We start from the raw sequence: 11,792 nt of genomic DNA, 5'->3' as shown, positions 1-11,792 counted from the left end.
CCTCGTGCCCACAGTTGAAATGGAACGTCGCCAGGTGGTGGTGATCGGTGCCGGACCGTCCGGGGCCATCGCCGCCGCGCTGTTAAAGCGCAAAGGGCATGATGTATTGATCATCGAGCGCCAGCATTTCCCGCGCTTCTCGATTGGCGAAAGCCTGCTGTCCCACTGCATCGACTTCATTGAAGAAGCCGGCATGCTCGACGCTGTGCAGGCCGCGGGGTTCCAGGTGAAAACCGGCGCCGCGTTCGCCTGGGGCGAGCGCTACAGCGCATTTGATTTCAGTGACACCTTCAGCAACGGCAAGCCGACCACCTTCCAGGTGCAGCGCGGCGAGTTCGACAAGTTGCTGGCCGATCAAGCCGCGCTGCAAGGCGTGGAGATCCGCTACGGCGAAACCATCGTCGGCGTGGACTTCCAGGGCGAATCCCGTTACCTGCACGTCCGCCGCGAGAACGGCACCGAGTACCACCTCAAGGCCAAGTTTGTGCTCGACGCCAGCGGCTATGGCCGCGTGCTGCCGCGCCTGCTGGACCTGGATCTGCCGTCCGACTTCCCCGTACGCCAGGCGGTGTTCACCCACGTCGAAGACCGCATCGAACATCAAGGCTTTGATCGCAGCAAGATTCTGGTGACCACCCATCCAACCCAGCGTGATATCTGGTTCTGGACCATTCCGTTCAGCAACGGGCGTTGCTCGGTGGGCGTGGTCGCGGCCAAGGAGCATTTCGACGGCCGCGATGGCGACCTCGACGCCTGCCTGCGCGGCTTTATCAATGAAACCCCAAGCCTTGCCGGCGTGCTGCAAAACGCCGTGTGGGACACCCCGGCGCGCACCCTCGGCGGCTACGCGGCCAACGTCAAAACCCTGCACGGGCCGGGCTTTGCCTTGCTGGGCAATGCGGCAGAATTCCTCGACCCGGTGTTTTCGTCCGGGGTGACCATCGCCATGCGTTCGGCAAGCATGGCGGCCGCTGTGCTGCACCGTCAGCTCAAGGGCGAAGCCGTGGACTGGGAGAACGAGTTTGCCGTGCCCTTGAAACGCGGCGTGGACACGTTCCGCTGCTACGTCGAAGGCTGGTACGCCGGGACGTTCCAGGATGTGATCTACCATCCGGACAGCTCGCCGGAGATTCGCCGGATGATCTGCTCGATCCTCGCCGGCTACGCGTGGGATGAGCGCAACCCGTTTGTCAGCGAGCCCAAGCGGCGGTTGCGGATGCTGTCGGAGATTTGTGCGAGTGAGCCGGTATGACTAGCCAGTACCTGAGTAAAAACTACGTCGAAGAAACCAGGTTCGGCTTCTGGTTCCTGCGCAGCCACACCTGGCAGCACCATGTGCTGCGCGTGGCGATCAACGACCTGCGCGGCCTGTTTACCGACCCCTTGCCAGAGGCGCCGGTATTGCTCGACGCTGGTTGTGGCCAGGGCAAGTCGTTCCAGTACTTGCAGCAGGTGTTCGCCCCCGAGCGCCTGATCGGCCTGGACGCCGACCCGCACAGCCTGGAGCTGAGCCGTGAAGAAGCCCAGCGCCAAGGCTTGGCCATCGAACTGATCGGCAGCGACTGCGCCACCTTGCAAGTGCCGGACGCCAGCGTCGATATCCTGTTCTGCCACCAGACCTTCCACCACCTGGTCGAGCAGCACCGTGCGCTCAAAGAGTTCTACCGCGTGCTCAAGCCGGGCGGATACCTGCTGTTTGCCGAATCCACCGAAGCCTATATCGACACCTGGGTGATTCGCTGGCTGTTCCGCCACCCGATGCATGTGCAGAAAAGCGCCGAAGAGTACCTGGAGATGCTCCGCGAGCAGGGCTTTGAATTTGGCCCGCAGAACGTCTCGTACCCGTACTTGTGGTGGAGCCGTTCCAGCGATTTCGGCCTGCTGGAACGTTGGGGCCTGCGCAAGGCGCCGCCAGTAGGCCAACGCGAGGAAACCCTGGTCAACTGCGTGGCACGCAAACCGCTGACGAGTGCCGCCCCATGATGCGCATGCTGTTGATCGGCTGCCTGTTGCTGCTGAGCGCCTGCGCCAGCCAGGCGCCGCTGCCTGAGAAAACCCCAGCCCTGATCTTGCCGCTGCAATTGCATGTGCAGCGCCTGGCCGACGGGCAGAGCCAGGACTGGCTGTTGGTGATCCAGCGCGAAAGCGGCGGCATTCGCTGGTCGATGATGGACCCGCTGGGCATCCCCCAGGCCCGACAAAAACTGATCGATGGCGAGTGGCAGGCCGACGGCTTGCTGCCGCCCAATCCCCAGGCGCGCGAGCTGTTTGCCGCGTTGCTGTTTGCCCTGACGTCGGCGGACGACGTGCGCGCGCTCTACCCCAGCGCCCAGGCCATGGACCTGACGCGCACCCTGCCGGGGCATTGGCAGATCGTGTATCAATCGTCCGAGGTCTTCAGCGTGAACATGACCGGCCAGCCGTTGAGCTACCGCATCACGCCGCTCGGGGCCGCCCGATGAGCGCCTACCTCAACGCCCTGGGCGTGATCTGCGCCCTCGGCCGAGGCCAGGATGAAGTCAGCCGCAGCCTGTTTGCCGGTGACTGCTCCGGCATGCGCGCCGAAAGCGGCTGGGTGCCGGAACGCGTGTTGCCGGTAGCCGGTGTGCACGGCGAGCTGGCGACCATCCCCGCCGAACTGGGCCAGCAAAGCAGCCGCAATAACCAGTTGCTGCTGGAAGCGGCGTTGCAGATTGAAGGCGATATCCGCCAGGCGATCCACACCTACGGCGCATCGCGCGTCGGCGTTGTACTCGGCACCAGCACCTCGGGCATCGACGAAGCCAGTCGCGGCATTGCGCATTTTTTGCGCGAGCACCAGTTCCCCGGCGACTACGACTACCAGCAGCAGGAACTCAGCGCCCCGGCGAATTTCCTCGCCGACTGGCTGCAACTGAGCGGCCCGGCCTATGTGATCTCCACCGCCTGCACCTCCAGCGCCCGCGCCTTGATGAGTGCCCAGCGCCTGCTGGACCTGGGTGTGTGCGATGCGGTGATCTGCGGCGGCGTCGACAGCCTGTGCAAGCTGACCCTCAACGGTTTCAGCTCATTGGAAGCGGTCTCGAACGAGCGCTGCAATCCGTTCTCGGTGAACCGCAACGGCATCAACATCGGCGAAGCGGCCGTGCTGTTCCTGATGAGCAAGGAACCCGCGCCCATCGCCCTGCTGGGCAGCGGTGCCAGTTGCGATGCGCACCATATCTCCGCGCCAGAACCCACCGGCAAAGGCGCGTTGCAATCCATGCGCAAGGCCCTGGCGAGCGCCCGATTGCAGCCTGAGCAGATCGGCTACCTGAACCTGCACGGCACCGCCACCCAACATAACGACGCCATGGAAAGCCTGGCCGTCGCCAGCCTGTTTCCGAACGGCGTGGCCTGCTCATCAACCAAACCCATGAGCGGCCACACCCTGGGCGCAGCCGGGGCGCTGGAAGCGGCGTTCTGTTGGTTGAGCCTGGCTCACAACCGTGTCCCACCCCACGTGTGGGACGGCCAGGCCGACCCGGCCCTGCCCGCCTTGCAGTGGGCGCAGGCCTCGGAAACCCTGGGAAAGCGCTGCCTGATGAGCAATTCATTTGCCTTCGGCGGCAACAACGTCAGCCTGATTATCGGAGAGGCCCCATGATTGCTTGGCCACTCGCTGAACTGCTGCCCCATGCGGGCGACATGATCCTGATCGACCAGGTGCTGTCGTTCGATGAAGAGCAGATCCACACCCGCGTCACCGTCAAACCTGGCGGCCTGTTCAACCGCGCGGACGGCAGCCTGCCGGCCTGGGTCGGCATCGAGTTGATGGCGCAAAGCGTCGCCGCCTACGCCGGTTGCCGCGCGCGCCAGAAAGGCGAAGCGGTGGAACTGGGCTTCCTGCTCGGCACACGTAAGTTCGAGTGCAACGTGGAGTACTTCCCGGCCGGCGCCGAGCTGGCGATCCACAGCCTGCGCTCCCTGGAAGACGACAACGGCATGGGTGTGTTCGAATGCCACCTGACCGGCGACGGGATCCAGGCCAGCGCCCGCTTGAATGTATTTCGACCGCCCCAGGCGGCCAACTATTTAGATGAATCGAAGGACGTAACGCCATGACTGAATCCGTACTGGTCACCGGCTCCAGCCGTGGCATCGGCCGCGCCATCGCCCTGCGCCTGGCCCAGGCCGGGCATGACATCGTGCTGCATTGCCGCAGCGGTCGTAGCGACGCCGATGCAGTGCAGACCGAGGTTGAAGCCCTGGGCCGCAAGGCGCGGGTGCTGCAATTCGATGTGGCGGATCGGGCTGCGTGCAAGGAAATCCTCGACGCTGACGTCGAGCAACACGGCGCTTATTACGGCGTGGTGCTCAATGCCGGCCTGACCCGTGACGGCGCCTTCCCGGCCTTGTCGGAAGACGATTGGGACGTGGTGATGCGCACTAACCTCGACGGTTTCTACAACGTGCTGCACCCGGTGATGATGCCGATGATTCGTCGTCGCGCGGCCGGACGCATCGTGTGCATCACCTCGGTTTCCGGACTGATCGGCAACCGTGGCCAGGTCAATTACAGCGCCTCCAAAGCCGGTCTGATTGGTGCGGCCAAGGCCCTGGCCATCGAGCTGGGCAAGCGCAAGATCACCGTCAATTGCGTCGCCCCCGGCTTGATCGACACGGCCATGCTGGATGAGAACGTGCCGGTGGAAGAACTGATGAAGATGATCCCGGCACAACGCATGGGCACGCCGGAAGAGGTGGCCAGTGCGGTGAACTTCCTGATGTCGGCCGAAGCCGGTTACATCACGCGCCAGGTCTTGGCCGTGAATGGAGGCCTGTGCTGATGAAACGCGTCGTAGTGACCGGCATGGCCGGCATGACTTCCCTGGGCGGCGATTGGGCGACCATTTCCGCCAACTTCCGCGCCAACCGCAGCGGCATCCGACGCATGGACGAGTGGGACCGTTTTACCGAACTGAACACGCGCCTGGCCGGGCCGATCGACGATTTTGTCGTACCCACGCACTGGACGCGCAAACAACTGCGCAGCATGGGCCGGGTCTCGCGCCTGGCAGTGTGGGCGGCCGAGCAGGCGTTGCAGGACGCGGGCTTGCTGGGCGACGAGTCGATCAAGGACGGCCGCATGGGCGTGGCCTGTGGCTCGTCCACCGGCAGCACCGACGAGATCAAGGCGTTCGGCAACATGTTGCTGAACTCGGTGGCCGAGGGGCTGAATGCCAACTCCTATGTGCGCATGATGCCGCACACCACGGCGGCGAATATCAGCATCTTCTTTGGCCTGACCGGGAGGCTGATCCCCACGTCCAGCGCCTGCACCAGCGGCAGCCAGGGCATTGGTTACGCCTATGAAGCGATCAAGTTCGGCCGTCTGCCGTTGATGCTCGCCGGTGGCGCCGAGGAGCTGTGCCCCACCGAAGCCATGGTGTTTGACGCGCTCTACGCCACCAGCCTGAAAAACGACGCGCCGCAGACCAGCCCACGCCCCTACGACAGCGGCCGCGATGGCCTGGTGATCGGCGAAGGCGGCGGCATGCTGGTACTCGAAGAACTGGAACACGCATTGGCCCGTGGTGCGCATATCCACGCCGAGCTGGTCGGTTTTGGCAGCAACGCCGACGGCCAGCACACCACCCGCCCGGAACAGAAAACCATGCGCCGCGCGATGGAACTGGCCCTGGAGGATGCCGGGCTGGAACCCTCCGCAATCGGCTATGTGAACGGGCATGGCACCGCCACCGACCAAGGCGACATCGCCGAAACGCTGGCGACCAGCAGCCTGTTCGGCAGCCGCATGCCTATCAGCTCACAGAAGAGTTTCCTCGGTCACACCTTGGGCGCGTGCGGCGCGCTGGAGTCGTGGTTCAGCATCGAGATGATGAACCGCAACCAGTACGTGCACACCTTCAACCTGGATTCGATCGACCCGCAATGCGGCGAGCTGGATTACCTGCAAGGTGAGTTCCGCGAGATGCACCACGACTACGTGATGAACAACAACTTTGCCTTTGGCGGCGTCAACACCTCGCTGATCTTCCGCCGCTGGTCCTGACTGTTAAATCGATTGGAGAATACGGAATGTCTTCCTTGCTACGCGTTACCTTGATCACCCTGGCCCTGTTGGTCACCGCCGGTTGTACCAACAAGCCGGTCCTCAACACCCAGCACGACCTGCCGGCCGACGCCCAGGTCAGCGAAGAAAAGTTGAAAACGGTGATCGTCAACGCCCTGCAAAAGCGCGAATGGACGGTACAACGCCTGAGCCCGCAGCTGGTACAGGCCGAGATCACCGTGCGTAACCAGTTTTACGCAGCCATCGACATCCGCTACACCCGCAACAGCTACGCCATCACCTACCGCGACAGTCGCGACCTGGGCTACAAGGACGGCAAGATCCATCGCAACTACAACCGTTGGGTGAACAACCTGGATAGCGACATCATGGCGGGGTTGCGCAGCAATGGCGTGAATGAGGCGGGGTCGGCGGCGCAGTTGTTTGAACAAACCGGCACCACCAAGTAAACCGGGACCGCCCCCTGTGGCGAGGGAGCTTGCTCCCGCTGGGCTGCGCAGCAGCCCCAGTAAGATCACCGCGACTGTTCCGGCAGATCGCGGTGTCAGGTTTTAGGGCTGCTACGCAGCCCAGCGGGAGCAAGCTCCCTCGCCACCAGCAACTCCACAAACGCCTCTGCCATCGGCGTCTGCGCGCCCTTGCGCTGCACCAGCCATACTGCCGTCACCGCGTCCTCATCCAGCAACGTGCGATAGACCACGCCATCAATGCGGATGCGCTGGTATGACGCCGGGAGCACCGACACGCCCAACCCCGCCGCCACCAGGCCGATGATGGTCATCGCCTCCCCGGCCTCTTGGGCAAAGTGCGGGCTGAAGCCGGCATCACGCGCCAGGCTGAGCAACTGGGCATAGAGACCACTGCCGTAGGTGCGGGGGAAAAATACAAACGGTTCCTGTGCCAATTGCGCCAGGTGCAAGCCCCGTTCACTGCCCTCCACCAACGGATGACCGGCATTCAGCACCGCCACCAGCGGCTCACGCATCAACTCGACCACACTCAGCGAATCCGGTAACGGCAACGGCCGCATCAGGCCCACCTGAATCGAATCATCCACCAGCGACTCAGCCACTTCGGTGCTGCTCATCTCCTGGAGGTTCAGATGCACCGCCGGAAACGCCTGGCGAAACGCAAAGATCGCCTGGGGAATGCTGGAGTTGAACGGCGCCGACGAGGTGAAGCCAATCTTCAATTCGCCCAGTTCACCCAACTGCGCCCGGCGCGCTACGTCCGCCGCCTTGTCGACCTGTGCCAGCACCAACCGTGCCTCGTGCAGGAACAACCGTCCCGCCTCGCTCAGCTCGACCCGACGATTGGTACGCTCAAACAACCGCGCCCCCACTTCCTGCTCCAGCGCCTGGATCTGCTGGCTCAGCGGCGGTTGCGAGATGCCCAGCACCTGCGCGGCCCGGCCGAAATGCAGTTCTTCGGCGACGGCGATGAAGTACCGCAAGTGACGCAATTCCATGGGAGCCTCATTAGGTCGTTAAAGCTATCAAACAGGTCGAACAATATATTGGAAAGAATCATTAGGGAGCTATATTCTTTTTTGCATTGCCTGTCCTGGCACGCTCTTCCTCCCCGAGGTCCCCGTGAAAGCTGCTGTTGCTCCACTCGCTCAAGACGTACCGCCCACCGCTCTGGATGAGGTGGTGGCCCAGCTCAATGACGAGTTCATCGAAAAAGGCACACCGATGTTCATGCGCACGGTGCTGGCGCTTTTCTCCGGTGGTTTCGCCACCTTTGCGCTGCTGTATTGCGTACAGCCGATGATGCCGGCGCTGTCCCAGGAGTTTTCCATCAATGCGGCACAAAGCAGCCTGATCCTGTCGGTGGCCACGGCGATGCTGGCGTGCGGTTTGTTGATCACCGGACCGATTTCCGACCGCCTGGGGCGCAAGCCGGTGATGGTCTCGGCGCTGTTCTGCGCCGCGCTGGCGACCATCGCCAGTGGTTTGATGCCGACCTGGGAAGGCATTCTGTTCATGCGCGCGCTGGTAGGCTTGTCACTGAGTGGCCTGGCCGCAGTGGCGATGACCTACCTGAGCGAAGAAATCCACCCGCAGCACATCGGCCTGGCCATGGGTTTGTACATCGGCGGTAACGCGATTGGCGGCATGAGCGGGCGCCTGATCATCGGCGTGTTGATCGACTTCGTCAGCTGGCACACCGCTATGCTGATCATCGGCGCCCTGGCGTTGATCGCCGCAACCGTGTTCTGGAAAATCCTCCCGGAATCGCGCAACTTCCGCGCCACCAGCCTCAAGCCGCGCAGCCTGGTGGATGGCTTCGTCATGCACTTCAAGGACGCAGGCCTGCCCTGGCTGTTCCTCGAAGCGTTCCTGCTGATGGGCGCGTTCGTGACGATGTTCAACTACATCGGCTATCGCCTGCTGGCCGATCCCTACGACCTCAGCCAGGCGTTGGTCGGCTTGTTGTCGCTGGTGTACCTCTCGGGTATCTACAGCTCGGCAAAAATCGGCTCCCTCGCAGACCGCCTCGGCCGCCGTCGTGTGCTGTGGGGCACCATCGTATTGATGCTGGCCGGCATGGCCCTGACCCTGTTCACCCCGCTGTGGCTGGTGGTGCCGGGCATGCTGATCTTCACCTTCGGCTTCTTCGGCGCCCACTCGGTAGCCAGCAGCTGGATCGGCCGCCGCGCGGTGAAAGCCAAGGGGCAGGCGTCGTCGCTGTACCTGTTCTGCTACTACGTGGGGTCGAGTATTGCGGGAACGGCGGGCGGGTTCTTCTGGCACTTTGCCGGATGGAATGGGATTGGGGCGTTTATCGTGGCGCTGCTGATCGGCGCGTTGCTGGTGGCGTTGAAGTTGGCGAAGTTGCCGCCGTTGGGGAATGTGCAGGCCTGATACGGTGCTGCTTTAAAGTGGGAGCGGGCTTGCTCGCGAAGGCAGTGTATCAGTCATGAATAAATCAACTGACACTCCGCCTTCGCGAGCAAGCCCGCTCCCACATTTGTTTTGCGTGTTATTCGTGATACTGCGCCGACAACTCATGCACCGCACGCAGGAACGCGCCGGCATGCTCCGGGTTCACTTCCGGCGTGATGCCATGGCCCAAGTTGAACACGTGCCCGCTGCCCTTGCCGTAGCTGGCGAGGATGCGGCCGACTTCGCTGCGGATCGCTTCTGGCTTGGCATACAGCACGGTCGGGTCCATGTTGCCTTGCAGCGCGACGCGGTTGCCCACGCGTTGGCGGGCTTCGCCAATGTCACAGGTCCAGTCCAGGCCCAGGGCGTCGGCACCGGCGTCGGCAATGCTTTCCAGCCACAGGCCACCGCCCTTGGTGAACATGATGACCGGCACTTTGCGGCCTTCGTGTTCGCGGATCAGGCCGCTGACGATTTTGCGCATGTAGGCCAGGGAGAATTCCTGGTACGCCGCCGCCGACAGGTTGCCGCCCCAGGTGTCGAAGATCTGCACCGCTTGCGCACCGGCCATGATCTGGCCGTTGAGGTAGGAGGTAACCGACTGCGCCAGCTTGTCCAGCAGCAGGTGCATGGCTTGCGGGTTGTCGTAGAGCATGGCCTTGGTCTTGCGGAAGTCTTTCGATGAACCGCCTTCGACCATGTAGGTGGCCAGGGTCCATGGGCTGCCGGAGAAGCCGATCAGCGGCACGCGGCCGTTGAGTTCGCGGCGGATGGTGCTCACGGCGTCCATCACGTAACCGAGGTCTTTGTGCGGATCCGGGATCGGCAGCGCTTCGATATCGGCCAGGGTGCTGACGACCCTCTTGAAACGCGGACCTTCGCCAGTTTCAAAGTACAGGCCTTGGCCCATGGCGTCAGGGATGGTGAGGATATCGGAGAAGAGGATGGCCGCGTCCAGTTGTGGGTAGCGGTCCAGCGGCTGCATCGTGACTTCGCAGGCGAACTCCGGGTTCATGCACAAGCTCATGAAGTCGCCGGCGTTGGCGCGACTGGCGCGGTATTCCGGCAGGTAGCGACCGGCTTGGCGCATCATCCACACAGGGGTGACATCCACGGGTTGCTTGAGCAGGGCACGAAGGAAACGGTCGTTCTTGAGGGCAGTCATGTCGGCATCCGCAAAAAAAGTGCGGGCATTTTCTCAGAGCCAGACGCAAAAGGCACGGTATGCGCCGTGCCTTTTGTCTATCGGGTTGATTTGCAGCAATGTCTTGAATGTACTGGAACCAAATGTGGGAGCGGGCTTGCTCGCGAATGCGGTGGGTCAGTCGACACATTTGGTGACTGATCCACTGCATTCGCGAGCAAGCCCGCTCCCACAGTTTGATTGCATTCCAACCCGGATTGGGGTTAGACGCCCAGGTAATCCAGGATCCCTTCGGCAGCGTTGCGCCCTTCGAAGATCGCCGTCACCACCAGGTCGGAACCACGCACCATGTCGCCACCGGCGAAGATCTTCGGGTTGCTGGTCTGGTGCTTGAACTGGCCTTGTTCCGGGGCTACAACGCGGCCCTGGCTGTCGGTCTGGATCTGGAACTGCTCGAACCACGGCGCCGGGCTTGGGCGGAAACCGAAAGCGATAACCACAGCGTCAGCCGGGATGATCTCTTCGGAACCCGGGATCGGCTCGGGGCTGCGACGGCCACGGGCGTCTGGTTCGCCGAGACGGGTCTCGACCACCTTCACGCCTTCGACGCGGTCTTCACCGACGATAGCGATCGGCTGGCGGTTGTAGAGGAACTTCACGCCTTCTTCCTTGGCGTTCTTCACCTCTTTGCGCGAGCCCGGCATGTTGGCTTCGTCACGACGATAGGCACAGGTCACCGACTTGGCGCCCTGGCGGATCGAGGTGCGGTTGCAGTCCATCGCGGTGTCACCACCGCCGAGCACCACGACCTTCTTGCCTTTCATGTCGACGAAATCTTCCGGCGACTTTTCAAAGCCCAGGTTGCGATTCACGTTGGCGATCAGGAAGTCCAGCGCGTCATACACGCCCGGCAGGTCCTCACCGGCAAAACCGCCCTTCATGTAGGTGTAGGTGCCCATGCCCATGAACACGGCATCGTATTCCTCGAGCAGTTGCTCCATGGTGATGTCCTTGCCGATTTCGGTATTGAGGCGGAACTCGATACCCATGCCGGTGAACACTTCACGACGGTTGCTCAGGACGGTTTTTTCCAGCTTGAACTCGGGGATACCGAAGGTCAGCAGGCCGCCGATTTCCGGGTTCTTGTCGAACACCACCGGGGTCACGCCGCCACGCACCAGCACGTCGGCACAACCCAGGCCGGCAGGGCCGGCGCCAATGATGGCGACGCGTTTGCCGGTCGGCTTGACCTTGGACATGTCCGGACGCCAGCCCATGGCGAACGCGGTGTCAGTGATGTACTTCTCCACCGAACCGATGGTCACCGCGCCGAAGCCGTCGTTAAGGGTGCAGGCACCCTCGCACAGACGGTCTTGCGGGCACACCCGGCCGCACACTTCCGGCAGGGTGTTGGTCTGGTGCGACAGTTCGGCAGCGGCGAGGATGTTGCCCTCGGCCACCAGCTTGAGCCAGTTGGGAATGAAGTTGTGCACCGGGCACTTCCATTCGCAATACGGGTTACCGCACCCCAGGCAGCGGTGGGCCTGGTCGGCCGAGTGCTGGGGCTTGAAGGGTTCGTAGATTTCCACGAACTCTTTTTTGCGTTGACGCAACAGTTTCTTCTTCGGATCTTTGCGCCCGACATCGATGAACTGGAAGTCGTTATTCAGACGTTCAGCCATGTTAAAACCTCATCAAACTGTTC

The 11,792-nt window shown here is 62.6% G+C and carries 12 protein-coding genes; 9 read left to right on the top strand and 3 right to left on the bottom strand.

The features are described 5' to 3' along the window. Nucleotides 1–4 precede the first annotated feature (4 nt). The 8 genes from HX823_RS07870 to HX823_RS07835 are packed head-to-tail and all read left to right on the top strand — an operon-like array spanning nucleotide 5 to nucleotide 6,504. Nucleotides 5–1,252 (top strand): tryptophan 7-halogenase, encoded by a 1,248-nt coding sequence (locus HX823_RS07870; RefSeq protein ID WP_177074577.1) that lies wholly within the window; start codon nucleotides 5–7, stop codon nucleotides 1,250–1,252. Further along, on the top strand, nucleotides 1,249–1,983 hold the full coding sequence (locus tag HX823_RS07865; RefSeq protein WP_177074576.1) for a class I SAM-dependent methyltransferase: 735 nt from the start codon (nucleotides 1,249–1,251) through the stop codon (nucleotides 1,981–1,983). Before HX823_RS07870 ends, HX823_RS07865 begins: the two co-directional genes overlap by 4 nt. After that, nucleotides 1,980–2,462 carry a hypothetical protein gene (locus tag HX823_RS07860; protein ID WP_177074575.1) on the top strand — a complete coding sequence of 161 codons (483 nt, stop codon included), beginning with the start codon at nucleotides 1,980–1,982 and terminating at the stop codon, nucleotides 2,460–2,462. Before HX823_RS07865 ends, HX823_RS07860 begins: the two co-directional genes overlap by 4 nt. Continuing rightward, nucleotides 2,459–3,625 (top strand): beta-ketoacyl-[acyl-carrier-protein] synthase family protein, encoded by a 1,167-nt coding sequence (locus tag HX823_RS07855; RefSeq protein WP_177074574.1) that lies wholly within the window; start codon nucleotides 2,459–2,461, stop codon nucleotides 3,623–3,625. Before HX823_RS07860 ends, HX823_RS07855 begins: the two co-directional genes overlap by 4 nt. Next, nucleotides 3,622–4,083 carry a hotdog family protein gene (locus HX823_RS07850; RefSeq protein WP_177074573.1) on the top strand — a complete coding sequence of 154 codons (462 nt, stop codon included), beginning with the start codon at nucleotides 3,622–3,624 and terminating at the stop codon, nucleotides 4,081–4,083. Before HX823_RS07855 ends, HX823_RS07850 begins: the two co-directional genes overlap by 4 nt. Beyond that, a complete protein-coding gene (locus HX823_RS07845; RefSeq protein WP_177074572.1) occupies nucleotides 4,080–4,808 on the top strand; it encodes a 3-ketoacyl-ACP reductase FabG2 in 729 nt (242 codons plus the stop codon). The genes HX823_RS07850 and HX823_RS07845 overlap by 4 nt, the downstream gene beginning before the upstream one ends. After that, a complete protein-coding gene (locus HX823_RS07840; protein WP_177074571.1) occupies nucleotides 4,808–6,034 on the top strand; it encodes a beta-ketoacyl-ACP synthase in 1,227 nt (408 codons plus the stop codon). Before HX823_RS07845 ends, HX823_RS07840 begins: the two co-directional genes overlap by 1 nt. 26 nt (nucleotides 6,035–6,060) lie before the next feature. Continuing rightward, nucleotides 6,061–6,504: a hypothetical protein gene (locus HX823_RS07835; protein ID WP_177074570.1), complete on the top strand. Its 444-nt coding sequence runs from the start codon at nucleotides 6,061–6,063 to the stop codon at nucleotides 6,502–6,504. 95 nt (nucleotides 6,505–6,599) lie between these two features. Here HX823_RS07835 and HX823_RS07830 read toward each other — a convergent pair whose 3' ends face one another. After that, entirely contained in the window at nucleotides 6,600–7,523 is a 924-nt protein-coding gene (locus tag HX823_RS07830; RefSeq protein ID WP_177074569.1) for a LysR family transcriptional regulator, read from the bottom strand. Between the two features lie 124 nt (nucleotides 7,524–7,647). Between HX823_RS07830 and HX823_RS07825 the strand changes: the two genes are divergently transcribed. Continuing rightward, nucleotides 7,648–8,922, top strand: a complete 1,275-nt coding sequence (locus HX823_RS07825) for an MFS transporter (protein ID WP_080642388.1) — start codon at nucleotides 7,648–7,650, stop codon at nucleotides 8,920–8,922. A gap of 118 nt (nucleotides 8,923–9,040) precedes the next feature. Here HX823_RS07825 and hemE read toward each other — a convergent pair whose 3' ends face one another. Both hemE and HX823_RS07815 read right to left on the bottom strand, forming a co-directional pair. Next, entirely contained in the window at nucleotides 9,041–10,108 is a 1,068-nt protein-coding gene (gene hemE, locus HX823_RS07820; protein ID WP_177074568.1) for a uroporphyrinogen decarboxylase, read from the bottom strand. Nucleotides 10,109–10,350: 242 nt separating this feature from the next. Beyond that, the gene (locus HX823_RS07815) at nucleotides 10,351–11,769 is read right to left on the bottom strand and encodes an FAD-dependent oxidoreductase (protein WP_177074567.1); all 1,419 of its coding nucleotides are present in this window, start codon (nucleotides 11,767–11,769) and stop codon (nucleotides 10,351–10,353) included. Between the last annotated feature and the right edge of the window lie 23 nt (nucleotides 11,770–11,792).

Origin of the sequence: Pseudomonas sp. P7759, from assembly GCF_013386445.1 — a bacterium.
GTDB lineage: Bacteria > Pseudomonadota > Gammaproteobacteria > Pseudomonadales > Pseudomonadaceae > Aquipseudomonas > Aquipseudomonas azotoformans_A.
The sequence above is the reverse complement of the archived record's forward strand: the minus strand, read 5'-3'. Positions and strand labels throughout refer to the sequence as shown.